This window comes from Xenorhabdus miraniensis, assembly GCF_002632615.1.
Map to the genome: position 1 here is coordinate 124,636 of NZ_NITZ01000005.1, position 26,963 is coordinate 151,598.

Here is a 26,963-nt window from a genome sequence, read left to right on the forward strand (position 1 = left end):
CGTTACCCCCCAAACAGGCGTTTTAAAAAGCCCTTTTTCTCTTCTTCGATGAAACGGAAAGGCCGTTCTTCACCAAGTAAACGTAAAACAGTATCTTCGTATGCCTTACCCGCATCAGATTCTTTATCCAGAATAACGGGTTCTCCCTGGTTAGACGAACGGAGAACAGATTGATCTTCCGGGATCACACCAAGTAATGGAATACACAGAATTTCCAACACATCTTCCATGCTAAGCATATCACCGCGGTTCACTCGCCCAGGGTTATAACGGGTCAGCAGAAGATGTTCTTTGATAGGCTCATCCCCTTGTTCCGCACGGCGTGATTTAGATGCCAGGATACCTAAAATACGATCGGAATCACGAACAGATGAAACTTCCGGGTTTGTTGTAATAATGGCTTCATCGGCAAAGTAGAGTGCCATCAATGCACCGCTTTCAATACCTGCTGGTGAATCACAGATAATGAACTCAAACCCTTGTTGATCCAATTCGTTCAGAATTTTCTCGACGCCATCACGGGTGAGAGCTTCTTTATCGCGGGTTTGAGAGGCGGGCAAAATATAGAGATTCTCTGTGCGCTTATCTTTAATAAGGGCTTGGTTTAAGCTGGCATCACCTTGAATGACGTTCACGAAGTCAAAAACCACTCGGCGTTCACAGCCCATAATCAAATCGAGGTTCCGTAGACCGATGTCAAAATCGACAACGGCAGTTTTTTTTCCTCTTTGGGCGAGACCGGTAGCAATGGCCGCGCTTGAAGTGGTTTTGCCAACGCCACCTTTACCAGATGTAACAACAATAATGCGTGCCATGAAGCGATTCCTTGTTATAAAGGCTAGACTAAGGTTTCAATAGTTAATTCATTGTTCACCAGACGTAATTTTGCCGCTTTACCGACAAAATTTTCTGGGATTTTTTCGCTGAGCCAATATTGACCAGCAATAGAGGTGAGTTCAGCGTTTAAATGGGTGCAGAAAATCTGGCTTTCTTGATCACCAGATGCGCCTGCCAATACGCGTCCACGCAGTACACCATATATATGAATATTTCCATCAGCGATTAATTCTGCGCCAGCGCTCACATTATTCGTTACGATGAGATCGCTATTCGGCGCATAAATTCTTTGTCCTGAACGAACAGGTGTATTAATTATACGAGTTTTTTTGAAAATAGGTTCAGTCGGTTTATTTTCTTGAGTAAGAACTTTCTGACTTTTACCTTCTTTCAATAAAGGAAGTTCTGATTTCAGGACAATTTTCCGTTGTTCTTCATCTTGACAGCCGCTGATGCCAACAACACGCAGCCCAACTGATTCTATGGCCCGGTGGAGTGCGAGGATATCTGCATCAACAGAGAGAGCAGATATATTGATAACAACGGGAGCATTTTTCAGGAATTCAGGCGCTTGATCCATTTTTTCCTGCATAGCTCTTTGAATGACTTCCGGCTGATCATCATACAAATGAACGACCGAAAGCGTAAAATTACTGCCTTTTAGCTCTATTGGCGATTGTGACATCGATATTTTGACTCAGCAAGGTTAGGTTTCCCAGGATAGTGTACTAAAAGTTTTTCCTAGTACATCCTCTGGGAGACGATATTCTGAAATATAATAAGCATGTTATAGTTAGTGAATTATTCAAGCAAGTCGCAGAGTTAATTTAAAAGAGTTTATGACAATGATTTGTGTAATTTACAGAAGCCCAAAACGTAACCAAACATATCTTTATATTGAAAGGAAAGGTGATTTTTCGCGCGTTCCTGACGAGTTGTTAAAAACATTTGGTGAACCTCAATATTCAATGATGATTTCATTATCTGAAAGAAAAAAATTGGCCAATGCTGATATTGAAAAAGTAAAAACCGCGTTGAATGAGCAGGGGTTTTACTTGCAGGTACCACCGCCGGTAGAAAGCTTGATCAATGAACATCTGGCATTAAATAAAACAATAACAAAATAGCTGGCAACTGCCTGATCCTGAGCCGAGGAGCAGATTTATGAAATTAATCAACGGGATAACCTTGTTGTCAGCGATTCTGTTGGCAGGGTGTAATTCATCTAATGGAAAACAGTTCAGTGGAAAACGATTCAGTGAAAAACAATCGTACGATCAATCTGTATTGACAGCAAGGTCGCAAGCAGAAGTTAAAATATTGGCGCACGATTTTCCATTAGATTCCCGTGATCCATCACAATTTTCCACCTATGTGGCTTTGCTGAAACAGCAGGCCCGGGAACAGGGCATCAGCGAAAAAACGTTGGATCGGGCATTTGCCAATATCCATTTTATCTCGCGCGTCATTAAGGCCGATCGCAACCAGCCAGAAAAGAAAATTACTTTGGAGGATTATCTGAACCGGGTGTTGCCGGCTTGGAAGATAGAGCAGGGTGCTAAGCAATATGAAGATAACCTTCCTCAGTTAGAAAAAATGAGTCGTAAATACGGTGTACCTAAAGCCTATATTGTTGCTTTGTGGGGATTAGAAAGCGGTTTTGGCAAGATTCAGGGTAAAGAAGATGTCATTTCGGCATTATCCACTCTGGCCTTTGAAGGGCGTCGGGAAGTATTTTTTATCAAGCAGTTATTGGCAGCGCTGGAAATAATCGAGAATCAATATATCGGTGAAGATCAAACTCTAAAAGGATCTTGGGCAGGCGCAATGGGGCAAAGTCAATTTATGCCAACTTCTTATTTAACCTATGGCGCTGATGGCAATGGCGATGGAAAAATAGATATTTGGCATAATAAGGAAGATGTTTTTGCTTCGACTGCCAATTATCTGCACAAAGAGGGATGGCAACAAGGGTTACCGTGGGGATATGCCATCGCATTGCCTGCTGGCTTTGATGTTGCATTAGAAGGCATAAAACCCGAACAGGGGAAAACCATTGCTCAATGGCAGGCGTTGGGAATTTCATCCCCGCATTTTGCGGAACTGCCGGCAAATACCAAAGGCTGGATAGTGATACCTGATGATCCGGCACAACGGGCATTTTGGGTAACGCAAAATTTCCGTACTATTATGCACTGGAACCGTTCTTACTATTTTGCGCTTAGTGTTGGTATGATGGCAGACGGTATTATGCAACGAACTCATTTCCTCACTCACTGAAAATCGGGCCTTGAAAGACGACGGGTATAAGTGGGTTGAAAACTAGATAAGGAAGAAAGTTATGTACCAGCATCGGGATTGGCAAGGTGTACTGCTGGATTGTCCTGCTAATAAAGTGGTTTGTGTCGGTAGTAATTATGTCAATCATATGAAAGAGATGGGCTCTCAATCCACTGAAGAGCCAGTAATATTCATCAAACCTGAAACGGCGCTTTGTGATCTTTGTCAGCCTGTTTTCATCCCACAGGAATTGGGTTCTGTACACCATGAAATTGAACTGGCTGTCTTGATTGGTTCAACACTCAAAAATGCCAATGAGGAGCGGGTCAGTCAGGCAATTGCTGGTTTTGCGGTTGCATTGGATTTAACATTGCGTGATTTGCAGCGTGAATTTAAACAATCGGGGCAACCGTGGGAAAAGAGTAAGGCATTTGATAGATCATGCCCGATATCGGGTTTTATCCCTGTCAATGACTTTGGTGATCCACAAAATGCTCAACTTTCTTTGACAATAAATGGCGAATTGCGCCAAAACGGCAATACGAGTGACATGCGAACGCCAATCATCCCATTGATTAGCTATATGTCGCGCTTTTTTACCCTACGCCCGGGCGATATTATCCTGACGGGAACGCCGGAAGGCGTGGGGCCACTACAATCTGGTGATGTGTTGAATGTCTCTCTTAATGAGCACATTCTGACAACCAGAGTGATTTAACCATAAGGAATGACAGAAATTATGTCTCAACCTTTCTGGCAGGTGAAAACCCTGGAGCAAATGACAGACCAAGAGTGGGAAGCACTATGTGATGGCTGCGGCCAGTGCTGCCTGCATAAATTGATGGATGAAGATACTGATGAAATTTATTTCACCAATGTCGCCTGTAATCAATTGAATATTAAAACCTGCCAGTGCAAGAATTACGAAGATCGTTTCAGGTATGAACCTGATTGTATCAAATTGACTCGTGAAAATATGCTCACCTTTGAATGGTTGCCGAAAACTTGCGCTTACCGTTTAATTGGTGAAGGGAAAAAACTTCTACCGTGGCATCCATTGATTAGTGGTTCAAAATCAGCCATACATGCGGAACGTGTTTCTGTCAGGCATATTGCTGTGCGTGAAGTGGATGTCGTGGAATGGGAAGATCATATTCTTAATAAGCCTGAATAGTTATTTTATTTATTGATATAAAAGGGATTTTATATCAATAATGGCACTTTTTGGACACATAAGCGTAAAATACAATTTCTGAAATTGCCATTAATATCGGATTTTTCTCTCGCTTTTCTGACTTTAAACAGTAAAGGAAAACTGATAACTTGTATGTTCAATTGTCAATACAAGGAAAGAGAAATGGCAAGTTATTTGATTCGCGTGGAACTTTATGGCACAGGTTCTGACGGTTATGAAAAATTACATAAAAGGATGACGGCGAATCAATTCAGCCAATCTATCCGTTTTCCTAACGGGAAATGGCATCGTCTTCCTAGTGGAACTTATATTGGTAGTTCTTCAATGGAATCTATCGAATTAGCAGAAAAAATTAGATCTATGGCTACGCCGTTTTCAAACAAAGACCCTTCGATATTTGTCTGCACTTACAGTAACTGGAGTGCATCGCTCTATCCCGAAAAACAACACACTGAATCCGGTTCAGGTGAGTGATTTTTTATATCGTGGGCTAAATTATTAGCCCTCATGATTTGAATATCATGATCTGATTAGCCTCATCGTTCAAGTATTGTTCTATTTTTACAACAACCCTGCCAATTCCATACCTATTGTAATAAATATTAGTATGGTACTTATGCTGCTTAACTAATATATATGAAGTACTGTTGGTACGGTTTCTGTAGCAGACAGTCAAAGCCACTACCGTGCAGCTAGAGAAATTTGTTTGATAACGAGGGAGAGTAAAAATGAATAACAGATTGATGAGCTATATAACGTTTGTAGGGGTTTGGATTGCCATAACATTAACGATTGGTATTATGCTGTCATAGTAACATGAAATTAAAATCAACTCTGTAGCCTCGCTTCGGCGAGGTTTTTTACGATGCCGGATATTAAATATTAAGTAGTTACTCTACAATTATTAATATGATAAATAACAATAAAGTTTTAGGATTAATATTAACAGATTACCCAGTAGGCTACTGGGTAATCAAAATATAATGTAAGGTAAGATATTCAAGGCGAGGAAAAATATGGTATCAGGCTGAGTGAATGCTATTTCACATAAGGTTATTGGTCAAGATCCCGCAGAATATAAACCAACGTATTTTTGCCATTAACCAATGTAAGTTGCTTGCCTATTAAGCTAACTTTTGCTCCTTTAGTTAGCATTTCAATGAGCACATTATCCCACTGATTGAGTCTTTCATTGATGCAGTATATCCGGCTATTGTTTAAAATTTTTACTGTCAATATGTTGTTCTTTAATTTACTTACTCCCCCAAAACTGTTGCACATTGCGCCTGAAATACCCAATTTTTCATCAAACGCAATAGAAAGTTTGCTGTCTTCTTTATTTGAAACTTCCTCACTATTGACACTGACTAAAGCAAAATGATGATTCTTTAGATCCCTGACGCTGACATTCCCCGTGGCGTTGACCCCCGAAGATTGACATGCTGTGAGTAACAAGGTGGCGACCACTAACGGAATCGCTTTTTTCATTTTATCTCCTGATGTTTGTTGAGATTACCCAACAATATTCGGACAAGTTTCTCCAGAAGTTAATTGCTGGATATTTTGTAACGTTGTTTCACTGATGCTGGTTAATGCTTCCTCTGTTAAAAATGCTTGATGACCAGTGAACAGTACATTATGGCAGGAAGATAAACGGCGGAAAATATCATCTTGAATAACGTCGTTTGATTTATCTTCAAAGAATAAATCGCGTTCGTTTTCGTAAACATCCATACCCAATGCGCCAATTTTTTGCTGTTTCAATGCGTTAATGGCCGCAATAGAATCAATCAAGGCACCCCGGCTAGTATTAATAATCATCACGCCATCTTTCATTTTGTTGAATGCCGTTTCATCCAATAAGTGATGATTCCCTGGTGTCATAGGGCAATGCAGAGAAATGACATCAGACTCAGCGTATAAAGTATCTAAGTCCACATATTCTACGCCCATATCCAAGGCTTCTGGATTTGGGTATGGATCATGTGCTAATAAACGCATACCAAAACCTTTCAGAATTCTCAGCGTCGCAAGCCCAATTTTTCCCGTGCCGATAATACCTGCGGTACGTTTGTACATGTTGAAGCCAGTCAAGCCTTCCAGAGAAAAGTTGGCATCGCGAGTACGTTGATAGGCACGATGAATACGCCGATTCAGGCATAACATTAATCCAACGGTGTGTTCAGCAACTGATTCAGGTGAATAAGCAGGGACTCGAACGATTTGAATGCCTAATTCTTTAGCGGCGTCTAAATCGACATTGTTGAACCCGGCACAACGTAATGCCAAGATTTTGATGTTCATCTCTGCCAATTCTTGTAGGACTTCACGCCCACCATCATCATTGACAAAAATACAGACAGCATCTGCACCAATAGCGTTTTTGGCAGTTTGTGGACTCAGGGCAAAATCAAAAAACTCGATATGATAGTCAAGGCCAAGTTTTTGGTTGAGCATTTCAAAATGTTTACGGTCATACTGCTTTGTACTGTAAACAACTAATTTCATAACAACATCTCCACCATATAGTAACTGTAGAATCATTCGAGCCATTCATTGAATTCACTTTGCTGCAAAATTGCTTGCAATAATGACATGTTGTGAAGGTTCTAAGCGTTATCTATCGCTATACTCGAATAAATCGCCTAATAAGCTATTTACAGTAAAATAGCTTGTATAATAAATCAGCTCAGAGCCTGATATGAGACTATCATAACAGGAAGTTGATTTCAGGTTTAAAAGAAGATTTGGCGGAAATTTGCCATGAACTTAGTTTTTTATAGATATTATTAACACTATACTTGTCTTAGCTTCGTAGAAATGCAATGTGTCGGCTTGGTTGGGCAATTGGTTGACATCCTTGATAGTGAGGATTAAGAATAACATTATTCGTTACAATGAAAGAATTGACTTAGGATGTCTTATGAAACATAGCAGAAATGAAGTAGGGCGCTGGCGAATGATCCGCCAAAATATCCGTCGCCGCCGACGCTGGCTGGAAGATCAATCGCGCCGTAATCTTCGTATTTATAGATTGCGTAAAACAGATTCTTGCAAGCGCCGTAGGTCGATTTTGTTTATCCAAAATCTGGAATGGCTTTAGCAAGGTGTGCAGCATGGTATATATGTTTTTGATTCATTATTGAATATGATAGTCATTTGCATTTAAACTAGTGGTTATCTGAAACTGACTATCATGCTGCTAAGCAAGAATTTTCTTATGCGTTGGATACATTGGCCGATACTATTTTCCGTTTGTTTACATATTTCTATTGCTGCGGCACTTTTTCAGGCTATCAAACCTGAAAAGCAATCAGAACCCGTTCCTATGGCTGTTGCCATGATCCAATTGGCTGCTGAAGAGACATCTGTTTCTGAGTCAGACATGCCTGAATCTGCTCCTGAACCACCGATACCAGAGCCAGAACCTATTGCGAAAATTGCTCTGCCTAAACCGGAAAAGAAACCGGAAGTGAAAAAGCGAGAAGAGAAAAAGATTGTCAAAAAAGAGCCTAAGCCAATAGAGAAAAAGGTAGAAAAAATCCCAGACCAGCTGTTGAAACCTGTTTCTGATCAGAATACCCAGATAGCGAAGAATCTGAATGATCAAAAATCGCCGGATTCTGCTGTGAGTAATAATACTAATGTTAGACGTGGGCCAAGGGCCTTGAGCAGACCAAACCCTGAATACCCTTCCAGAGCGCAGCAGTTGGGTACAGAAGGGACGGTGAAGGTCAAATTTGATGTTGATGAAGATGGGCGCATCAGGAACATTGAAATTATTTCTGCAAACCCTAAAAATGTCTTTGAACGTCATGTGAAAAACGCCATGAAAAAGTGGCGTTATGAAAAAATACCTGCTGTTGGGTATGAGGCAACTATCAAGTTTAGAGTAACAGGTATTTCGCAAACACGATAGGTTGACATAATTTCTATTCAAGGTGAAGGAGCGGAAAACGCTCCTTTAATTTTTTATAAACCGTTACTCTGAATCACTACCTTCCAATTTGAAGTGTCTTTTATCTTCAGGAAGAGGGCGAGAACGATTATTTTCATCAACGGCGACATACGTGAAAACCGCCTCTGTTGCACGGTAACGTTGCCCTACAGGCTCAGAAGCGACTTTTTTCACCCAAACTTCAATATGAATTGTAATAGATGAATTTCCCGTTTTGAGACAACGGGCATAACAGCATACGACGTCACCTACCGCAACCGGTTTCAGAAAACTGATGCCATTCACGCTAACAGTTACTACGCGTCCCAGTGCAATCTCTTTTGCCAGAATTGCGCCGCCAATATCCATTTGAGACATCAGCCAGCCACCGAAAATATCCCCATTGGCATTGGTATCAGCGGGCATGGCCAGTGTACGGAGAACCAATTCTCCGTTTGGTAAGGATTGTTGTTGTGTCATTAGAAAGCTTGCTTTATTTGGTGAACATAACCATACCTGCCGCTGCACCGGCAGGTATCCATATGAGGGTCATTATATTATTTTTGTTCGCGAGGCAGATGACGGTAGATATATACCACACTCAATACAGTAAAAACTAGTGTCAAAGCGGTTAACCCGAACACTTTAAAGTTTACCCAAATATCTTGAGATAGCCAGAAAGCGACATAAATATTTGCTAATGCACAAATTATGAAGAAGATGGCCCAAGCCATGTTCAGTTTGTTCCAGACGAAATCTGGTAATTCTAACTCCTTACCTAACATTTTCTGAATCAGAGGTTTTTTCATGAACCATTGGCTGATAAGCAGAACCAGGGCAAAAATGGCATAAATGACAGTCACTTTCCATTTAATAAAGAGATCACTGTGGAAAGCGAGTGTCAATGTGCCGAAAACAGCAACCATAACAAATGTAATTAAGGAAGATTTCTCGACCTTGCGATAAAGCAAGTAAGTAATGACAACGGCTAACCCTGTGGCCGCAATTAACGCACCAGAAGCATAGAAAATGTCATACATTTTGTAGACAACAAAAAAAACGACTAATGGCAAAAAGTCTAAAAGTTGTTTCATAAATTGAACCTATCGTGATGCCAAGGATGGCATGTTCTTGAATTTGTGCCAGAGTGTATCAGATCTCAATGAAATGGTTTATTTATCGAGCCAAAAAACTTGTTTCATCTGTTGGTGTAATTTTATCACAATAAACGGAAAACTAAGTGTCAGTGACGAACTTGTGAGTTTTCATTTAACACCGCATTATAATGCCTAACATTTTCACGAAAGGACATAAAGGTCATGCTGTGGGAAAGAATACATCGCTGGATGCCGGGCTTGGAAAGCCTCTGTCATTATCGTAAAGAATATTTTGGCTATGATGTGCGTGCTGGTCTCTCAGTAGCTGCGGTTGCACTGCCGGTTGCTATTGCTTATGCTGAATTAATGGGGATTAGTGCCATTATCGGCTTATATGCCTGTATTTTACCGATGTTTGCTTATGCGTTGTTTGGAACTTCCCGGCAGTTGATTGTTGGGCCGGATGCAGCAACTTGTGCTGTTATTGCTGCTGCTGTGGCACCGCTTGCGTTAGGAAATGAACATATTCGTTGGCAACTCGCCATTGTGATGACATTAATGACAGGGTTCTGGTGTCTTTTGGCGAGCCATTTCCGATTCGGGACATTCGCAGACTTTTTATCCCGTCCTATTTTGAAAGGCTTTATCAATGGTGTTGCAATTACCATTATGGCCGATCAGCTTGCTAAAGTGTTTGGGCTTTCTGGCTTACCAGCGGAATTGATCGAGCGGCTGATTGCACTTCCTCATAAGCTGTTGGAATCTCATTGGCCGACAGTGGGAATGTCCGCTATGACTTTGCTGGTACTGATTTGTATTAACTTTGTTCGGCCAAGTTGGCCTGCGCCATTGATAGCAATGTTAGTGTCGACTTATATCAGTTGGCAGTTTCAGCTTGACCAATATGGTATCCAGATTGTTGGTAATATGGAGAGTGGTTTGCCTGTTGTACCCCTGCCTGAATTTGAATTTGGCATATTGCGTGATTTGGTTGTTCCCTCCATTAACCTTGCCGTGATCAGCTTTGTCAGTTTTATGATGACAGCCCGTAGTTTTGCCAGTAAAAATGGCTATCAGGTTGATGCGGATTTAGAACTCAGAGCATTAGGTATCGCTAATATCGCGTCTTCCTTATCACAAGGATTTGCTGTCAGTGCTGCCAGTAGCCGTACAGCAGTTAATGATGCGATTGGTGGCAAAACACAGATGGTGTCTGTGATTGCCGCCAGTGCCATTCTATTGGTGCTGCTATTTATGACCCACTTTCTGGGGCATATTCCATTGTCATCGCTGGGGATTGTTTTGATATTTTCCTCATGGTCACTCTTGAGTTTAAAAAATATCTGGTCGTATCGGAAACGTAATCGTCAGGCGTTCACTCTCTCAATTTTCACATTGGTTGCAGTTTTATTGGTTGGGGTGATTGATGGTATAGGTTTCGCTGTATTACTGGGGCTATTGCAATTCCTGCGCATTATTTTCCGGCCATCAGATCAATTGTTGGGAGTCAATGAACAAGGTATGGTACGTTCCATCCATCAAGATAATGATATTAAGCCCGTGGATGGCATCATGATATATCGTTTCAATTCTCCCTTAACTTATTTTAATGTTGGCTACTTTAAAAAACGGGTATTGCAGCATGTGGATAGAGAGTTAAAACGTCCTGAATGGCTGGTGGTCGATGCTGCGGTGAGTTTTACCCACGATGATGTCAGTGTATTTGCTGTATTGGATGAATTGATTACGGAATTAAAAGAGAAGGGTGTGACACTGGTATTGGCAGGGCGCAGAACGGAACTTAATTTCTGGATTGAACAGAATAAACTCAGCCGCAGCGATGAAGACTTGATTGTGGTGCCCGATCTCTACTTTGCCATTCGTCTGATTCAAAGTAAGCGGCAAGTTGAGGAAAAACAAGAAGTGTAACCACAGATTACTGAATGAAAGTTCACCTCGCACCATAAATTGTCGCTATAAAATGCGAGGTGAACTATTAATGTTTATTACATGCCGTTTGTGGTTGTACTTTGTGGTTTAACCAGCATATACAAACGGAACAGATAAATCAGCAACAGGGCTGATAATAAATTATTCAGTATTGATACGGCTATGCCGGGTATTTTAACTGACACAAGCTCCAGCATCAGCTTTACGGCAAACCATAGCAACATAGCAGGGATCAGCAACCGCATGTTGCTGAATGCCAATTTCCAACTTTCTTGCATAGCAGAAAAAACACTTTTCCCTTTTTCAAATAGAAAAATAGGTGCAAGTGCGAACGTGATAGAAAATAGTATTCCTGGCAGGAACATTAATGCGTAACCAATTTGAACCAACAGGGTACAAATAAACATCAACAAAAACATTTTAGGCAGTAGTTTTATCGATAATGTACCGGCATGAATGGCATTAGTTTGTTGGCCGTGAGAGACGGCATGGATAAGCACCAACACGCTGGCAGTGATTAACGTATTGCCGAATATGTTGCAAAATAGGATCCCGAATGCGGTGTGCAAAAACATGGTTTGTTCGTCTGTCGTTAATTGCGCTACAAAATCTCTGATGCCTGCATTGCCGCCTTCTTTTAAGGCATTTTGTAGCTCGATCAATAAGTTGAGCTGTTCACCATTTGGCATCAGGAAATGCTCAAGCAGTGTTGTTACCAACGCGGCTAAAACAGAAAGTATGACAATATTCAACAGTTGGTTCTTAAAAAAGTTGATGCTGTCATGATACAGGGTATTTGCCGTGATGGGCATGAAAGTGGCTCCTATCAAATAAAACAACAATAAATTAAAACAACAATCGTGCCCAATTGTACCTTGTCAGAGGGATTATTGGATACCTAAGATTTGCCTCCTTACCGTTGTTCTGCAACCTGGGATTGATTGGGCATCAGAGATCTATTTTGTGTTAGGTGGCACCATTGCTAAGGCTTATAAAAATGACAGACATATTATAAAAATGTTAATTAACTGAGGTGCCAAATGAGGTATTTTCAACAGAACATTTCCATTCGGAATTTATTATTGATAATCAAAAATTGATATCGAAATATGAACCAAAAACAGTAATAAAATTAATAGTAAGTTAACTTTGATTTGGATCAATTTAAAATACTTCACAGGTGAAATAATAAAATCGTAAGTACCTTATTTTGCCAAAAATCTTTAAAAGATGTGATCTGTCTTAGATCATAATAGTCAACAAACGGGTATATTTCTGACTGTTTTAAAACCACATAATTGGGATGGATAATGAAAAAGATTTCTGCGCTCATCTTGGCAGCGGCTACACTAGCTCCGTCATTTACCTTTGCTCATGAAGCAGGTGACTTCCTGTTCCGTGCAGGTACAGCAACAGTAAGGCCAAATGCTGGATCTGAAAATGTATTAGGATTGGGATCTTTTGGTGTCAATAATAATACTGAGATGGGTTTAACTTTTGGCTATATGATCACCGACAACATTGGTGTTGAATTATTGGCAGCGACACCATTCCAGCACAAAGTAAGTTTACCTAAAGCTGGCGAAATCGCTGAAGTCAAACATTTACCACCAACCCTAATGGCACAATATTATTTTGGTTCTAGAGAAGATAAATTGCGTCCTTATGTTGGGGTTGGCGTTAACTACACCACATTCTTTAGCGAAAAATTTAATAGTGGTAATTCCACAGTACAGGCTGCTAATTTAAATAGTTTGGATCTGAAAGATTCTTGGGGAGTCGCGGGCCAAGTAGGTTTGGATTATAAACTGGATAAAAACTGGATGCTGAATACCTCGCTTTGGTGGATGAATATCGAAACTGACGTGAAATTCAAATCCGGTGATACTCAGTACAAATATAAAACTCGCCTTGACCCATGGGTCTTTATGTTCGGTGTGGGATACAGTTTCTAACTGTCTGAGTGTTTAGAAGAAGTAAGTTACGTGTGTGTTTGATATAAGAGAGAACCAATGGGGCGTAATTGCCCCATTTTTGTATCCGTTACTTGGGCATAGCAAGAAGCCTGCGGTTATGCAGGGCTGTTTTTATTGATAAGTTAACGTAATTGTCGCTGTTGCATCCGCTTTGCCCGGTGTAATTTCCGCTTCTGTCTGGATATAACGTGCATGCAATGGAATTGTTATTTTGCCTCCTGACTGGCTGGAACCAGACACAACCGGATGGCGCATTGCTACGAGGTGGTTTTGGTATAATATCTGCAAACCGACTCCTTTTGCCGTGACGTTGTCACTATGATCCAATGCCCAGATATTTCTGTTATTCCAGCTTGCAGGGTTTCCATCCAGTGTCAATGTGACATTCACATCAGCATCGCAATCTATTGTGATATCAAAATCCCGCATTCCTACTGTACTGTTAATGCCTCGGAAGTCACTTTTTTTAATCTCTCCCATATTGACTGAAATCATCTTTTGTGTGAGAGAACAACCTTTGGTCATGATATACGTATTCGACAAATTGAAAGTATGAACAAGGAAGTTTTGGCCTAATTTGGCACGAGTCAATTTTACTGACTTGACAATACCTGACCCCGTTGTTGGTGCAATCTTGATCAATTGTACTGTGATATAACCAAATGATTTACCACAATATTGTTTTTTAAATTGAAATTGCCATGGTGGAGGACAAGTGACTGGATCGGTTGCGGTTCTGGGCAGCCAGCCAATCCCATAACCGGGTGCCCATGTGTTAATACGGATACCAACCCCCGGAACACCGGATTCATAAATGGCATCATAGTTATAGCTTGCAGGTGTAAGATCGGGTTTTTCCCATGTTGCAGGTGTATGGGGATTGCAGAGGGCAATATTACCTTTTTCAGCCACTTGATCCAGACGTATTTCTTTGATAGTTGTCCCAATGGGGTGGCTTCGAGGAACTGTAATTGCACCAAAAGAAACCAGAGTTGTTCCGGGCACAAAATCCGTTGAACCCAGGCAATCATCATTCGCTAAACTATCAAAACTACTCGTCATGCCGATGAAAAATATACTTGCCAATAATAATTTCAATCTGTTGGCCATAGAATGATTTCCACTAATTTTTGATTATATATCAAACAAATATGTCGATACTGTTATTCGCAAGAGGCTTCAATCATGTGCAAACCTGAAGCTGGTTCTTCATCAGGGAGTTGATAATTGACACGACACTCCTGTATTTCTTTGTGCCCCCACTTAACCCATATCCGACCCGATTTAGGAATGCCACTGAGATAAACTTGTCCATCATTGCTGACAATTGCGCTGTTGGATTCATCAATGTCATGCTGTTTTTCCAATGTTGCAGTTGCACCAAATGGGATCTCTTTACCTTTATGGGAAAGTATCATCAAAACGCGATAACCAATGCGAGTCTGGAAATTGGCCAGAGCCAGTGAGCCCTGAGTTGGGATAATGGTTTGCGTATTGATATCAATATCAACATTGTTACCCATTGAATAAGTATCCAGTGCAATCCGGTTTTTCCGATAGTTACTGACATAAGGCACAATGGCATAGCCTTTCCAGTCAGTTTTGATGCCGGTATGGTTTTGCACTTTGACGCCTGAAGCACCATTGGCACGCACTAATACCAAGGTATCACCCAAAGATTGGGAAAGGGTGATGCCATAAGGATGGGCAACAATCCCTCCATTTAAACCATAATTCAATTGCCTGGAGTATTTATCGTAATTGTAACCAGCGTTGATTTGACCATAGGATCCCTTATATTCTGCACTGATATTTCCGCCAGCGCCTTTATTGTGGCTGGTATAATTTTGCTGAATGTTATAAATCAGTTTGTCATCTTCAAGAGCTGTACCATTTAAACTGAGTTGATGAGATGTATCACTGTTTTTGCTGCTGGTCATGTTATAGCTTACCCAGCTATTCTTTAGCCAACGATCAAGGGGAATTTGAACGCTGAATGAGACAATTTGTTCATTATGAGCCGAGCCGGGGAAAGCACTGTGAGAATAATTCAAGCTATAATTGATTGAATTGTAATTTTTATTATAACCCGCACTGGCATTCCTTTCGTAACCTTTTTGATGCCAGTAATTCTGTTGGAAAGCTGATAAATAGATAGTTCCCCAATCACCAAGAGACTGATTAATATGTAGCTGCAATTTACTGCGTTTATTGGTGCTATTGTGGGTTATTCCATTAATTGCAGTATCTAACTCATTCGCATCTTTAAAATCGTAAAAATTTTGTGTCGAGTAACGATAACCCGCGAGAGTGAAGTTAGTTCCCGTCTGAGAGAAATCTTTGGCATATTGAAAACGATAAGACTGACCATAAGAACCGGAACCCGATATTAAATTGGTTTTGGCATAAGTTGCATCAAAAGAAAAGGAACCCCAATCAGAGAGGCTATAGCCTGTACCCAAGGCAATGGATTGATAATCTTTTGCAATCGTGGTTCCGCCATAGGCAGTGATACGGTTGGAAATACCATAAATTACCGTACCCTGCATGAAGTAAGGTTCTTTTCCACGATGGGAATTAGATTGATATTTTCCCAAGGTCAGAGAATGTCGCAGGCTATTTTCCCGTAGCATAAGCGGTACAGTAGAAAAAGTTTGCACAGAACGACGCTCTTTCCCATTGGCTTCCTTGATAATGATCTCCATATCCCCTGTTGAAGTTGTTGGATAGAGATCGTTGATAACAAAAGGCCCGGGAGAAACGTAAGATTCATAGATAGTATAACCATTTTGTTTGATGGTGACTTGAGCATTGCTTTGGGCAATTCCCCTAATTGTCGGTGCAAACCCTTTTAAGCTATCGGGCAACATATTGTCATCGGAAGACAATTGTATTCCACGAAATTGGAAGCTATCAAAGATAGGTGAGGGCGTGTAACTGTCACCTAATATTAATTGGCTTTTTAGTGTATGAATATCTCTCTGAAGGTATGTATTGATATTTTGCCATTTTCTATTCTGACTGCTGTAAGTGGAATAGTTCCGCAAACGCCATGCTTCCCAATTGGCGCCCATTCTGAGGTTGAGAAAATGGTTTTTTGTTGAGCCGGGTTGATTATCCTGCCAGGTCATGGAGCCATTATAGTTATAGTTGAGCAACAGTGACGTTAATCCCTGATCCCACAAATGTGGCGGTACATAGTCTTTCGCCTGACTATTTAACGCAGCTTGAGGAATACTGATATCCAGTCGCTGGTGTTTGAAATCAAAAGATGTCGAAGATGATGGAATATATTGACCAAGATCAGTGAGTTCCGTTTCTTGTGGCAAATTAAGCAGTTTGGGAACTGACTTAATATTTACTCCCATTTTTCTGAGTTGTTGTACTTTAAGTTTGGGAGATAGCTTATTATTTACAATAATAAAATCGATATTCCCGGTATCCACTTTTTCCCGATTAAGATAGATATCTACCCAATAACGGCCGGGAGGTTGTTGATCTTCTTGAGTAAAAATTGATAGATCAATATTCTCTGGAAAACCTGAATGGGTTTCCAGTGCATTAATGTTGAAATATTCTTCAGCATAAGCTTTATTGTTATACACCCAAATAAATGTGGTTAACAATGCACAGAGAGGCATCTTACTATATAGGCCACGCAAGCTCAGCTTGATAAATAACGCCCAATTATCAGAAATATTTTGTTGAAGATAATGACGATAGTTATCCATGATGATTTTCTAATTTTGCTATACCCTCTATCATCCAAATGATCTTTTGAATTCTATTGGGTATATAGTTTGTATAATTTTTTAATTACAGTCCGCGTTTTTCTTCTGACATTATGCCGCCAAAATCATTAATCGTTTTCCAAGTCACTTGATTGATGTTTTGAATAGGGACATCCCAGCTCACTTGATCAAAAGGCGGGATCATACCGGCAGATTTGATTTCATAATTTTTGGCATCATTACCGGTATGTAACTCAGAAAAAGAGATATAGTAGGGGGTCGGATTTTCCGCAATAAGTTTGTGACCATCGGTTTTGAATTTCAATGCCTTATAGGCCACGCTGGCATTGTCTGCCAAGCTGGCAGGGCGGAAGAAAAGTTTAAACCGAGATTTTACCGTGATTTGCAATTGATTTTGTTCTGTTTTGGCTGTAGCAGGAATAGATTTAATATTGAGCCAGAATAAAGATTCTCTGTCATCTGGTAAATTATTCCCGATTTTAACAATCCGTAAAATATTCTCATTCCCAGCCGTTAATTTAAAAAGTGGGGGAGTGATAATAAAAGGCACTTTGGTTTCATCATGTTCGTCCTGAACCCACGATTGGATGAGATAAGAAATATCAGTTTCTGGATTATTAATGGAAATCGACGCTTCTTTTTGGTCACTAAGATAAACAACACGTGTACCGCCAATGACAACGCCGGCAAGAGAGATGTTGGTGCTGAAGATGTAGATAAAAATAAGCATTAAAATGCGAAAGAATTTCAAAATGGCCGCTCCAAACAATATTATTTTTAAGTTTATTAATAAATGAATAATCAGTCATTTATTATCATTAAGATTAACTTTATATTGTTTTGGCTTCCTTGCCATAAATTCCGTTAGTTATAAACGATAGTGAAGTTAGCTACTGCATCACCTGAGCCTGGAGTCACAACCTGATTTGTTGCTATATATTTGGCAACGAAATTCAACTGTTCAGCTTTTTTGTCCGAAAAAGTCTGAGTACGTGAGTTTTCTGCCAGTGGGATCAATGTGTTACTGTCATTTTCATAAAGAGCAATTGCGACACCTGTAGCTGAATTTTCTCCACGAATATTGCTCAACGCTAAAAATCCTGGATTGTTTACAGGCGTCTGGCCATCAAATTTGACCTGTGCTCCACCCACCTCTTTCGGGCAATCCGTCAATTTAATACTAAAGCGAGTAGGAGCAGAAGTACTGCCAACCTTATCGAATGAACTTGAGCTGATGGTTCCCATATTTACGGTTTGATTAATTGAGTTTGAGTCAACTTTACACGCTGTTGCGGTAATTTTTCCCGTAAATCTGATTTGCCCATCAGCAGCGTGCGCGGCAGACATAAATACAGATGAAACAAATAAAGATGAAATAATTAACTTGGTTTTCATTTTTTAATACATCCCACCTCTGCCGAATTGATACGGCAGAAAAATAGATTATTGAGTTAACGTTAATACCGTATATTAATACAGCAAATGGATTGTTTAAATTTACGCCTGAGAAACAACAAAAAGATAACAGTTAATGTTTCCTTATCAACAGATAAGGTGAAGAATATAGTAGCGAGTAATTATAAAAGTTCAAAATAATAATTTGAATAAATTCAGTATTTGGAATTTTTGTGCCGTTAAGTTGAGATTAATAGAATTGTTATTCACAAAGTAGAGCGTTTTTCGAACGTGAATGAACTTTTATTCTATTTTATAAATTTAACTATTAATTGATGATATTTTGTAAAATCAAAAACGAGAAAAAATACATAAATGTTTCCAATTTTTTTCTTGTTATTTAATTTAATTAAATATTATTTTTTTGTAAACAACATCTGAGAACTTGGTTTTTAATCTTAATCTTTTACATAAGATGGGATTATTTGCTTTACTTATGTGGAATTAAAATAATAACAACTAGAAAAGGTTAATTTACCCCATAGTAATATCTAACGAGCTATTTTTGGGATCAGCAAGGATGTTTTATTAATATAACAAATAGATAACACATGAAACAGAATAAATATTTATGTATAGAACGCTTTTTAAACTAACTCTAGCATTTTAGTTACAACATACTTTTAAAAAACAAAAAACCAAAATTATCTGAAGCTAACAAAAAAACATTAAAACCCTGCTATATGTCACTACAAAAACGACCACCAACACGTAAAAAAAGCCGATATTTATTGCTGATTACATCCTATGAGTGTGATTTTTTCAGTTAGTAATAAAAGAATGAGGGAATAGATGAGAGTGAATATGAATAAAAAAAGGAGAGAAATAAAACTCCCTCCCTTTGGAAAATAGCTTAAAATCGAAAAAATTTGTATTAAATTAACATCAATGATGTCGGCTTATTAATGTGTTAACAACCATGTAGCAGGGATCGTGGTAAGAAATAAGACCACAATAGCCAGCTTTTCCGTTATGTTCAGTGGATTTCTTTCCGCATTTTGCCTGCGTGCGTACAGGAAAACCAATAGCCCAGGAGCGTATAACACAACTGAAAGCAGTAGATTCATTAAACCTGATGCGTAAATTAGCCATAATCCGTAAGCACAGGCGCCTGTTGCAATAGATAATAATGCTCGGTTGCCACGTTCAAAGGCAACCTTCACTAAAAATGCACCTACAAGAAAGTAGGGAACAAGGATCATCTCTGACGCAATTGAAAGTAACGTGTTGTAATTGCTGCCGCTTAACCAGATTAAAATCAACGAGACTTGAACTGCGCCATTTGTGATCCAAAGTGATGATTCAGGCGCTTTCTTGTTGTTTTGTTTATTAAATACTTTTGGGAATGAGCCGTGTAAGGAAGCGATAAATGGCACTTCTGCGGCCATAATTGTCCAGCTCAGATAAGCGCCACAGACAGAAATGATTAAACCAGCAATAATCACAATATCTCCGGCAGACCCCATTAACCCTACCATAAGGTTTGCCATTGAAGGATTACGCATGGTAGCTAATTCAGGTCTTGTGACTAATCCCAGTGAAAGAAGGGTAACAAGGACATAAACACCTAATGCTGAAATAACGGCCAGCACAGTTGCGATACCAATATCTTTACGTTTTCTAGCTCGGGCTGAAACAACAACTGCACCTTCAACACCAATAAAAACCCATAAAGTAATTAGCATCGTATCTTTAACTTGCTGCCAAACCGGAACACCCATTTCAATACCGGTGAAATCAAAGGAGAACACATCCATTTTGAAAGCAATGACGGCCAGAACAATAAACATGCCCAATGGCAAGAGCTTCGCCATCGTAGCTAATTGGTTGACTCCCGCAGCAGTTTGTACTCCTCGAAGTACTAATCCATGAACAAACCACAATAAAACAGATTCGCCTATCAGCGATTGCCACGTATTTCCATCACCGAAAATGACTGAATGTTCGGTATCGGTAAAAAAACTCAGGGCTGCAAAAACGATAACCAAATAAGAAACATTGGCAATAATGGCGCAGAACCAATAACCCCATGCAGAGCAGAACCCGACTAATTCCCCAAATCCTTCCCTTGCATAGGTAAAAATACCACTATCCAAGTCAGGACGCAGACGTGAAAGCAAAAGTAAGGACGTGGCCAAAAAGAGAATACCTATGCCTGTTATTCCCCAACCAATCATTAATGCAACAGGGCTGCCTACCTGCGCCATGTTTTGTGGCAGACTGAATACGCCAGCCCCAACCATGGAGCTGAGTACCAGTGCTGTCAGAGATGTGAGGCCTAATTTCTTTTCCAAAGATACGTTCCTAAAAATAATATAATCGACACGATTAGCCAGGACACTTGTCCTGAATATCGAACACATATTGGACATTTGTTGCATCCATGCTATGGATTGCAGAGAAGATTCAGTAGATAAATCTAAAAAACAGGGCGATTCTACGGAGTGAAAGGATTGTATGCAATGGTTGACTATGCAAAAAAATATAAATTTTATGCATAAAATTATGTAGAGGAGTAAGAAAACGAATTAACGATATTTTTTCTAATATGTGCTATTACCTTGAGAAACATTGCCTTGGAAAACATAGAAATGAGTACATGATAAACACTTTTGATAATACAAATTGTGTATTTTACAGACAAAAAACAAATAATGAACAATTATGCAAATTTTGTAAACAAGAAAAAAGGCACAAATCAAACATTGTGCCTTTTTCATGGTGTGATGAATAACGTTTCGATTATTTGAATAAATCAGCACTGATTGTCACGTTACCACCATTGGACTGCCATTCTCTAGTGACATGGTAGTATTTTGCACCTTTTTCGGCCGCGCGTTTAGCAACCTGATAAGAAACTTCCGGGGCAGTAGTGTAATAACCAGAAAAAGTGATGGAATCAAATGGCACCATCTGAGCAGCGGATGCTTTGTTCAGTTCTTGAATTTTTGTGCCATTCGGTAAGGTTACAGTGTAACGCCCGCCTTTTGCTGTCTGGGTTTCAAAAAAGCGCCCAACAACATTGCTTGTTGAGGTTGAAGAAGCCACACCAGGAATTTCTACTTTCTCAGCTTCTTCACCGCCTTTTGCCAGTGCCTGACGGCCTGCATCAGAATCGGCCGGAATGACAGCTTGATTAGATTGAACTTTGCGTTTTGGAGCATCTTCTTTATAAACATATGCTGTAACTATTTGGTTCCCGCCATTATTTGGTGCAATGTCACGAACAATAAAGAAGGAGGCTGCATTTTTCTTTTTGGCCGCCTTGGCGATGGCTTCTTTCATGTCAGGGTCAGTAGGGAAATAGCCATTCACCGTTACTGTATCAAAAGGTTCCAAAGTAATTGCTTCTGTTTTAGGTAATTCTTTAATACCTCGATAGACGCGATAATTAGGTGTTTTATCTGCTTTCTCTGCATCCTTATGATACAAATCGGCCACAACACGTAAATTGCCACGTCCATTGAGATCGTCGAGACTTTGGATGTAAAAACTTTCAGCGCCTTTTTTATCTGCCTGACGAGAAACTGCATCGGCAGCTTCATAAATTGCATTAAAACGACCAGTGACTGCGATTCGCTCAAAAGGTTTGAGCTCTGCGGCTTGTTCCGGGGTCAACTCTTTAGCCGCATGTGCAGCAGTAATCGTGGTTAATGAGAACACCGCAGTAGCGATGATCGTTGTCTTCAGCTTCATAAAAAATCCTTTCGCCTTGCGCATTAAAATATTTATAACGTGCTGAACATTGTTATGTATCACATAGATCGCAATTATTACATGTAATAATGCCAATTGTCGCAAGAATTTATACCTTCTAAATAAACGATTGTCAGTTTTTAGTATATGGCACTAGGAATTTTAATAAATATAGTGAGTTATATGAGATACGTTATCGTTTAGATTGGAAGGTTATTTTGTTTTTTCTGACATTATGATGATAAATCATTGACATTATTTTCATTACGTTATTATTTTATATTCTATTGATAGGTTTTGCTGATGGCAGAAATAAAATCAATCTAGTCGTTAAATAGGCTTCAACAAGGTAATAATCGGCAATATTTCATTCTTAAAGAAGGAAACATTATGCATATTGGTGTACCAAAAGAGCGACTTTCCAATGAAGCTCGCGTTGCTGCCACACCATCAACGGTAGAGCAATTGCGCAAGTTGGGGTTCAGCGTCACAGTTGAGACAGGAGCAGGGCGGCTTGCTAGTTTTGATGATATTGCTTATCAAAATGCGGGAGCTGATATTGCAGAATATCATCGGGTTTGGCAATCAGATGTTATTTTAAAAGTTAATGCCCCTACCGATGACGAAATTGCCTTGATAAAAGAAGGCGCTACGTTGATGAGTTTCATCTGGCCGGCACAACATCCTGAATTAATGGCAAAGTTGTCAGAACGTAAGATGACCGTTCTGGCTTTGGATGCCGTTCCGCGAATTTCCCGCGCACAATCTTTAGATGCACTTAGTTCAATGGCGAATATTGCTGGCTACCGTGCCATTGTTGAAGCTGCCCATGAATTCGGCCGTTTTTTTACAGGGCAAATTACAGCCGCAGGTAAAGTGCCACCAGCTAAAGTCATGATTATTGGCGCAGGTGTTGCAGGTTTGGCAGCAGTTGGCGCAGCGGGTAGCCTCGGTGCGATTGTCCGGGCTTTTGACACGCGTCCAGAAGTTAAAGAACAAGTACAAAGTATGGGCGCTGAATTTTTGGAATTAAATTTCAAAGAAGAGGCCGGTTCAGGGGATGGCTATGCAAAAGTCATGTCAGAAGCTTTTATCAAAGCAGAAATGGAATTATTTTCTACGCAGGCAAAAGAAGTCGATATTATCGTCACTACGGCATTGATTCCGGGCAAACCAGCACCTCGCCTTATTACTAAAGGAATGGTCGATTCCATGAGACCGGGCAGTGTGATTGTTGATCTGGCTGCCCAGAATGGAGGAAATTGTGAATATACCGAAGCGGATAAACTTGTTGTGACACCAAATGGTGTGAAAGTAATCGGTTATACTGATTTACCTAGCCGATTGCCAACTCAATCATCGCAACTCTACGGAACCAATCTGGTCAATTTGTTGAAATTACTCTGCAAAGAGAAAAATGGGGAAATCACCATCGATTTTGATGACGTCGTTGTACGCGGTGTTACCGTCATTAAAGAGGGGGAAATTACCTGGCCAGCTCCACCTATTCAAGTTTCAGCCCAACCTGCCACCGCAAGACCCTCATCAGCAGTGAAAAACGAGGCCAGACCAGAAGAAAAACCTAAATCTTCGTGGCTGAAGTATGGAGGGATTGTCTTGGCGATAATTCTGTATGGCTGGTTGGCACATGTTGCCCCGAAAGAATTTTTATCTCATTTCACCGTGTTTGCACTGTCTTGCATCGTGGGGTACTACGTTGTCTGGAATGTCAGTCATTCGTTACATACACCACTAATGTCTGTCACCAACGCGATTTCAGGGATCATTGTCGTCGGAGCCGTGTTGCAAATTGGTGCAGGGGGATGGGTGAGTTTCTTCTCATTCATTGCAATATTAATCGCCAGCATCAATATCTTCGGTGGCTTTACTGTCACCCAACGTATGCTGAAAATGTTTCGTAAAGGATAAGGGGTAACTTATGTCGAATGGAATATTTTCGAATGGAATAGTTACAGCGGCATATATTGTTGCTGCCATTTTATTCATTTTCAGCCTTGCCGGGCTTTCCCGTCATGAAAGCGCCAAACGGGGTAACATTTTTGGCATCTTTGGTATGGCAATTGCTTTGGTTGTCACTATCTTAGGACCTGACTCCGGTAAAGTTAGCTGGATTATTTTAGCAATGATCATTGGTGCTGTTATTGGCATTCGTCTCGCCAAAAAAGTGGAAATGACGGAGATGCCTGAATTAGTCGCTATCCTGCATAGTTTTGTCGGTTTAGCGGCAGTTTTTGTGGGATTCAACAGCTTTATCTCCCATGATATTTTTGCAGATTCCGTAATGGAAAATATCCATCTGACAGAAGTCTTCCTGGGCGTCTTTATTGGTGCCGTGACATTTACCGGTTCAGTTGTGGCATTTGGTAAATTGAGAGGAAAGATTTCTTCCAAGCCATTGATGTTACCACACCGCCATAAACTTAATCTGGCAGCATTGGTTGTCTCTTTAATACTGATGATCACTTTTGTGAGAACGGAAAGTGGTGGATTACAAGTTTTCACTTTGTTGCTGATGACAATCATTGCACTTACTTTTGGATGGCATTTAGTTGCCTCTATCGGTGGCGCAGATATGCCCGTTGTTATTTCCATGCTGAACTCATATTCAGGTTGGGCAGCAGCAGCAGCGGGTTTCATGCTAAGCAATGACTTGTTGATAGTCACAGGTGCTTTGGTAGGTTCTTCGGGGGCTATCCTTTCATATATTATGTGCAAAGCGATGAACCGTTCCTTTATCAGTGTTATCGCCGGCGGTTTCGGTACAGATAGCATTTCTTCAGGTGATGAGCAAGAGATGGGGGAATATCGTGAAACAACGGCGGAAGAGGTCGCTGAACTGTTAAAAAATTCCACTTCGGTCATTATCACTCCGGGTTACGGCATGGCAGTGGCTCAGGCACAGTATCCGGTTCATGACATTACCGCGAAGTTGCGTGAAAAGGGCATAAATGTTCGTTTTGGCATTCATCCGGTTGCAGGGCGTTTGCCGGGCCATATGAACGTACTGCTTGCCGAAGCAAAAGTTCCTTATGATATCGTTTTGGAAATGGATGAAATCAACGATGACTTTACTGAAACAGATACTGTTTTAGTTATCGGAGCCAATGACACAGTAAACCCGGCCGCACAGGAAGATCCTTCAAGCCCTATTGCCGGAATGCCGATACTGGAAGTCTGGAAAGCACAAAACGTCATTGTATTTAAACGCTCAATGAATACGGGATATGCCGGAGTGCAAAACCCACTTTTCTTTAAAGAGAATGCCCAAATGTTATTTGGTGATGCTAAAGCGAGTGTCGAAGCCATTCTTCGGGCTTTATAGTCGCATAAAACAATATTAATATCCCGGAATGAATACTCAGGAGCTTCATGTTATAACAGAAGCTCTTTTTTATTGTAGTCTCAGGAATGAGGTTTCAGATCATCTGGAAATAGCCAGCTAATTCAAATCAATTTTCAATAACTTTATTCTGTTGAATTGAAAAAAACCAACACATTAACCCAGTTGTCAATGAAGTGATAATGATCAAACTCCAGGTGCTTACATATCCTGATGATTGAATATAGGCCCCAATAAAAATATAGGTAGGCATAAGGCCAATATTTCTGATTGTTGTTAATATCCCACTTATGCGCCCCCGATGGCTACTTGGAGAGTGATTAGCTAAGTATACGCCTTCTTTGGTTAAAAGCAGGACCTCTCCCACAGAAAGGAAAAACCATGCTATAAACTGCATGCTGACTGAGCTATAAAATAATATCAGGCTATATCCTAGTGCAAAAACAAAACCAGAGATGGTCAGGCTTTTAATATCACATAAGTTTTCCGTTAGCTTTATTATTATTGGTGTAATGATAACAATTAATATACTTGAAAATGTCATTAATTGCCCATACAGAATGGGACCTTGCTTTTCAAATAAATGACTTAAGTAGAGCGGGGTAGTGATTACCATCTGATTCAACGAAAACCAAAGAAAGGTACATAAAACTCCAAATATAAGTAATCTTGGCCTCTCTTTAAAAACCTGCCATACCGAATCTCCAGTAGCTCTTTCAAGCTCAGGATAATCTGTTTCATTAGTTTTATGGTGATGAGTATTATGACTTACACCGAACAACACAATGAAAACGCCGATTAAACTTGCAATCCCATTTCCCCAAAAAGCCCACGCTGTGAAATTCCAAAAAAGATAGCCAGCTAATACGGGACCAATACCTGAACCTAAACTGTATGCAAGGTAGCTTAATGACATTACCGCACTGCGATTATTTATGGATGATATGTCCGCAGTAAGGGCATTACTGGCAGGAAGAGCCACTCCATAAAAAAAATAACCTAAGAAAAGTAAAGCCGGTAACATTATATGCCAGTCTGAAAAAAAACCACTGAATATCAGAACTAATGAGCCTGCGGCCTCTCCCAGAACCATCACTTTCTTATGCCCGAAAATATCAGATATTTTACCTCCGATAAGATTACCCACAAGAAAAATTGTGGTGATCCCCATAGCCAGCCCACCAGCCACTGTCGTTGAGTATCCAAGTTTTTGTGTGAGCAAAAGGATCATGAATGGCATGATAAAATTACCTAGACCAAGAACAAATTTTGCCAATGCAATAAAATATATGTCTTTAGGTAATCCTCTGTACATCAATAATGGACTAAGCAGTTTCATGAATATTTATATTTTCCCTGTTATTTTCCTGAAAAAACATGTCATCGACGATTCCAACAAATGAGTGAAATGGTCATATATACATCAA

Annotated in this window: 25 protein-coding genes; 11 read left to right on the top strand and 14 right to left on the bottom strand. The window is 40.1% G+C overall.

What is annotated here, in order from left to right:
* Nucleotides 1-2 precede the first annotated feature (2 nt).
* Nucleotides 3-815 carry a septum site-determining protein MinD gene (gene minD, locus Xmir_RS06940; protein ID WP_099113671.1) on the bottom strand — a complete coding sequence of 271 codons (813 nt, stop codon included), beginning with the start codon at nucleotides 813-815 and terminating at the stop codon, nucleotides 3-5.
* Between the two features lie 23 nt (nucleotides 816-838).
* Nucleotides 839-1,522, bottom strand: coding sequence for a septum site-determining protein MinC (gene minC, locus Xmir_RS06945; protein ID WP_099113672.1), 684 nt, complete (start codon nucleotides 1,520-1,522; stop codon nucleotides 839-841).
* A 160-nt stretch (nucleotides 1,523-1,682) separates the two neighbouring features.
* On the opposite strand from minC, the gene Xmir_RS06950 reads away from it, so the two are divergent.
* The 5 genes from Xmir_RS06950 to ghoS all read left to right on the top strand — a co-directional run bounded on the left by Xmir_RS06950 (nucleotide 1,683) and on the right by ghoS (nucleotide 4,786).
* Nucleotides 1,683-1,964 carry a YcgL domain-containing protein gene (locus Xmir_RS06950; RefSeq protein WP_099113673.1) on the top strand — a complete coding sequence of 94 codons (282 nt, stop codon included), beginning with the start codon at nucleotides 1,683-1,685 and terminating at the stop codon, nucleotides 1,962-1,964.
* A gap of 37 nt (nucleotides 1,965-2,001) precedes the next feature.
* Nucleotides 2,002-3,117 (top strand): lytic murein transglycosylase, encoded by a 1,116-nt coding sequence (locus Xmir_RS06955; RefSeq protein WP_099113674.1) that lies wholly within the window; start codon nucleotides 2,002-2,004, stop codon nucleotides 3,115-3,117.
* 61 nt (nucleotides 3,118-3,178) lie between these two features.
* Complete coding sequence (locus Xmir_RS06960) at nucleotides 3,179-3,835, top strand: fumarylacetoacetate hydrolase family protein (RefSeq protein ID WP_099113675.1); 657 nt, start codon at nucleotides 3,179-3,181, stop codon at nucleotides 3,833-3,835.
* An 18-nt stretch (nucleotides 3,836-3,853) separates the two neighbouring features.
* Entirely contained in the window at nucleotides 3,854-4,291 is a 438-nt protein-coding gene (locus Xmir_RS06965; RefSeq protein ID WP_208620400.1) for a YcgN family cysteine cluster protein, read from the top strand.
* 183 nt (nucleotides 4,292-4,474) lie between these two features.
* Nucleotides 4,475-4,786, top strand: coding sequence for a type V toxin-antitoxin system endoribonuclease antitoxin GhoS (gene ghoS, locus Xmir_RS06970; RefSeq protein WP_047963712.1), 312 nt, complete (start codon nucleotides 4,475-4,477; stop codon nucleotides 4,784-4,786).
* A 579-nt stretch (nucleotides 4,787-5,365) separates the two neighbouring features.
* On the opposite strand, the gene Xmir_RS06975 is transcribed toward ghoS, so the two are convergent.
* Together Xmir_RS06975 and Xmir_RS06980 are read right to left on the bottom strand one after the other, a co-directional pair.
* Nucleotides 5,366-5,800, bottom strand: coding sequence for an META domain-containing protein (locus tag Xmir_RS06975; protein ID WP_099113677.1), 435 nt, complete (start codon nucleotides 5,798-5,800; stop codon nucleotides 5,366-5,368).
* A gap of 24 nt (nucleotides 5,801-5,824) precedes the next feature.
* The gene (locus Xmir_RS06980) at nucleotides 5,825-6,820 is read right to left on the bottom strand and encodes a 2-hydroxyacid dehydrogenase (protein WP_099113678.1); all 996 of its coding nucleotides are present in this window, start codon (nucleotides 6,818-6,820) and stop codon (nucleotides 5,825-5,827) included.
* A gap of 415 nt (nucleotides 6,821-7,235) precedes the next feature.
* On the opposite strand from Xmir_RS06980, the gene Xmir_RS06985 reads away from it, so the two are divergent.
* On the top strand, nucleotides 7,236-7,415 hold the full coding sequence (locus Xmir_RS06985; RefSeq protein ID WP_099113679.1) for a YciY family protein: 180 nt from the start codon (nucleotides 7,236-7,238) through the stop codon (nucleotides 7,413-7,415).
* Between the two features lie 93 nt (nucleotides 7,416-7,508).
* Complete coding sequence (tonB, locus tag Xmir_RS06990) at nucleotides 7,509-8,231, top strand: TonB system transport protein TonB (protein ID WP_099113680.1); 723 nt, start codon at nucleotides 7,509-7,511, stop codon at nucleotides 8,229-8,231.
* Nucleotides 8,232-8,294: 63 nt separating this feature from the next.
* On the opposite strand, the gene yciA is transcribed toward tonB, so the two are convergent.
* Both yciA and Xmir_RS07000 read right to left on the bottom strand, forming a co-directional pair.
* Nucleotides 8,295-8,729, bottom strand: a complete 435-nt coding sequence (gene yciA, locus Xmir_RS06995) for an acyl-CoA thioester hydrolase YciA (RefSeq protein ID WP_099113681.1) — start codon at nucleotides 8,727-8,729, stop codon at nucleotides 8,295-8,297.
* Between the two features lie 77 nt (nucleotides 8,730-8,806).
* Entirely contained in the window at nucleotides 8,807-9,343 is a 537-nt protein-coding gene (locus Xmir_RS07000; protein ID WP_099113682.1) for a septation protein A, read from the bottom strand.
* Between the two features lie 225 nt (nucleotides 9,344-9,568).
* Here Xmir_RS07000 and Xmir_RS07005 point away from each other — a divergent pair, with 225 nt between their 5' ends.
* Nucleotides 9,569-11,275 carry a SulP family inorganic anion transporter gene (locus Xmir_RS07005; protein ID WP_099113683.1) on the top strand — a complete coding sequence of 569 codons (1,707 nt, stop codon included), beginning with the start codon at nucleotides 9,569-9,571 and terminating at the stop codon, nucleotides 11,273-11,275.
* Nucleotides 11,276-11,352: 77 nt separating this feature from the next.
* Here Xmir_RS07005 and Xmir_RS07010 read toward each other — a convergent pair whose 3' ends face one another.
* Nucleotides 11,353-12,108: a YciC family protein gene (locus tag Xmir_RS07010; protein ID WP_099113684.1), complete on the bottom strand. Its 756-nt coding sequence runs from the start codon at nucleotides 12,106-12,108 to the stop codon at nucleotides 11,353-11,355.
* A 498-nt stretch (nucleotides 12,109-12,606) separates the two neighbouring features.
* On the opposite strand from Xmir_RS07010, the gene ompW reads away from it, so the two are divergent.
* The gene (gene ompW / locus Xmir_RS07015; protein ID WP_099113685.1) at nucleotides 12,607-13,251 is read left to right on the top strand and encodes an outer membrane protein OmpW; all 645 of its coding nucleotides are present in this window, start codon (nucleotides 12,607-12,609) and stop codon (nucleotides 13,249-13,251) included.
* 132 nt (nucleotides 13,252-13,383) lie between these two features.
* Here the strand turns inward: ompW and Xmir_RS07020 are convergent, their stop codons facing one another.
* The 6 genes from Xmir_RS07020 to ydgH all read right to left on the bottom strand — a co-directional run bounded on the left by Xmir_RS07020 (nucleotide 13,384) and on the right by ydgH (nucleotide 22,175).
* Nucleotides 13,384-14,382, bottom strand: a complete 999-nt coding sequence (locus Xmir_RS07020; RefSeq protein WP_099113686.1) for a fimbrial protein — start codon at nucleotides 14,380-14,382, stop codon at nucleotides 13,384-13,386.
* 53 nt (nucleotides 14,383-14,435) lie between these two features.
* The gene (locus Xmir_RS07025) at nucleotides 14,436-17,003 is read right to left on the bottom strand and encodes a fimbria/pilus outer membrane usher protein (RefSeq protein ID WP_099113687.1); all 2,568 of its coding nucleotides are present in this window, start codon (nucleotides 17,001-17,003) and stop codon (nucleotides 14,436-14,438) included.
* Between the two features lie 85 nt (nucleotides 17,004-17,088).
* The gene (locus Xmir_RS07030; protein WP_244170878.1) at nucleotides 17,089-17,775 is read right to left on the bottom strand and encodes a fimbrial biogenesis chaperone; all 687 of its coding nucleotides are present in this window, start codon (nucleotides 17,773-17,775) and stop codon (nucleotides 17,089-17,091) included.
* A gap of 113 nt (nucleotides 17,776-17,888) precedes the next feature.
* Nucleotides 17,889-18,419: a fimbrial protein gene (locus tag Xmir_RS07035; protein ID WP_099113689.1), complete on the bottom strand. Its 531-nt coding sequence runs from the start codon at nucleotides 18,417-18,419 to the stop codon at nucleotides 17,889-17,891.
* Nucleotides 18,420-19,381: 962 nt separating this feature from the next.
* Nucleotides 19,382-20,773 (bottom strand): basic amino acid/polyamine antiporter, encoded by a 1,392-nt coding sequence (locus tag Xmir_RS07040; RefSeq protein WP_099113690.1) that lies wholly within the window; start codon nucleotides 20,771-20,773, stop codon nucleotides 19,382-19,384.
* 448 nt (nucleotides 20,774-21,221) lie between these two features.
* Nucleotides 21,222-22,175, bottom strand: a complete 954-nt coding sequence (ydgH, locus tag Xmir_RS07045) for a DUF1471 family protein YdgH (protein WP_099113691.1) — start codon at nucleotides 22,173-22,175, stop codon at nucleotides 21,222-21,224.
* Nucleotides 22,176-22,565: 390 nt separating this feature from the next.
* On the opposite strand from ydgH, the gene pntA reads away from it, so the two are divergent.
* Nucleotides 22,566-24,104: a Re/Si-specific NAD(P)(+) transhydrogenase subunit alpha gene (gene pntA, locus Xmir_RS07050; protein WP_099113692.1), complete on the top strand. Its 1,539-nt coding sequence runs from the start codon at nucleotides 22,566-22,568 to the stop codon at nucleotides 24,102-24,104.
* Nucleotides 24,105-24,114: 10 nt separating this feature from the next.
* Nucleotides 24,115-25,518 carry a Re/Si-specific NAD(P)(+) transhydrogenase subunit beta gene (gene pntB / locus Xmir_RS07055; RefSeq protein WP_099113693.1) on the top strand — a complete coding sequence of 468 codons (1,404 nt, stop codon included), beginning with the start codon at nucleotides 24,115-24,117 and terminating at the stop codon, nucleotides 25,516-25,518.
* Between the two features lie 127 nt (nucleotides 25,519-25,645).
* On the opposite strand, the gene Xmir_RS07060 is transcribed toward pntB, so the two are convergent.
* On the bottom strand, nucleotides 25,646-26,875 hold the full coding sequence (locus Xmir_RS07060; protein ID WP_244170879.1) for an MFS transporter: 1,230 nt from the start codon (nucleotides 26,873-26,875) through the stop codon (nucleotides 25,646-25,648).
* Nucleotides 26,876-26,963 lie beyond the last annotated feature (88 nt).

Coding starts and splice junctions, on each gene's coding strand:
- minD (WP_099113671.1), bottom strand. CDS start 815: ATGGCACGCATTATTGTTGTTACATCTGGTAAAGGTGGCGTTGGCAAA.
- Xmir_RS06955 (WP_099113674.1), top strand. CDS start 2,002: ATGAAATTAATCAACGGGATAACCTTGTTGTCAGCGATTCTGTTGGCA.
- minC (WP_099113672.1), bottom strand. CDS start 1,522: ATGTCACAATCGCCAATAGAGCTAAAAGGCAGTAATTTTACGCTTTCG.
- pntA (WP_099113692.1), top strand. CDS start 22,566: ATGCATATTGGTGTACCAAAAGAGCGACTTTCCAATGAAGCTCGCGTT.
- Xmir_RS07010 (WP_099113684.1), bottom strand. CDS start 12,108: ATGCCCATCACGGCAAATACCCTGTATCATGACAGCATCAACTTTTTT.
- Xmir_RS06960 (WP_099113675.1), top strand. CDS start 3,179: ATGTACCAGCATCGGGATTGGCAAGGTGTACTGCTGGATTGTCCTGCT.
- pntB (WP_099113693.1), top strand. CDS start 24,115: ATGTCGAATGGAATATTTTCGAATGGAATAGTTACAGCGGCATATATT.
- Xmir_RS06985 (WP_099113679.1), top strand. CDS start 7,236: ATGAAACATAGCAGAAATGAAGTAGGGCGCTGGCGAATGATCCGCCAA.
- ydgH (WP_099113691.1), bottom strand. CDS start 22,175: ATGAAGCTGAAGACAACGATCATCGCTACTGCGGTGTTCTCATTAACC.
- Xmir_RS06975 (WP_099113677.1), bottom strand. CDS start 5,800: ATGAAAAAAGCGATTCCGTTAGTGGTCGCCACCTTGTTACTCACAGCA.
- Xmir_RS07000 (WP_099113682.1), bottom strand. CDS start 9,343: ATGAAACAACTTTTAGACTTTTTGCCATTAGTCGTTTTTTTTGTTGTC.
- Xmir_RS07035 (WP_099113689.1), bottom strand. CDS start 18,419: ATGAAAACCAAGTTAATTATTTCATCTTTATTTGTTTCATCTGTATTT.
- Xmir_RS07020 (WP_099113686.1), bottom strand. CDS start 14,382: ATGGCCAACAGATTGAAATTATTATTGGCAAGTATATTTTTCATCGGC.
- Xmir_RS07060 (WP_244170879.1), bottom strand. CDS start 26,875: ATGAAACTGCTTAGTCCATTATTGATGTACAGAGGATTACCTAAAGAC.
- Xmir_RS07025 (WP_099113687.1), bottom strand. CDS start 17,003: ATGGATAACTATCGTCATTATCTTCAACAAAATATTTCTGATAATTGG.
- Xmir_RS07005 (WP_099113683.1), top strand. CDS start 9,569: ATGCTGTGGGAAAGAATACATCGCTGGATGCCGGGCTTGGAAAGCCTC.
- ompW (WP_099113685.1), top strand. CDS start 12,607: ATGAAAAAGATTTCTGCGCTCATCTTGGCAGCGGCTACACTAGCTCCG.
- yciA (WP_099113681.1), bottom strand. CDS start 8,729: ATGACACAACAACAATCCTTACCAAACGGAGAATTGGTTCTCCGTACA.
- ghoS (WP_047963712.1), top strand. CDS start 4,475: ATGGCAAGTTATTTGATTCGCGTGGAACTTTATGGCACAGGTTCTGAC.
- tonB (WP_099113680.1), top strand. CDS start 7,509: ATGCTGCTAAGCAAGAATTTTCTTATGCGTTGGATACATTGGCCGATA.
- Xmir_RS06950 (WP_099113673.1), top strand. CDS start 1,683: ATGATTTGTGTAATTTACAGAAGCCCAAAACGTAACCAAACATATCTT.
- Xmir_RS06980 (WP_099113678.1), bottom strand. CDS start 6,820: ATGAAATTAGTTGTTTACAGTACAAAGCAGTATGACCGTAAACATTTT.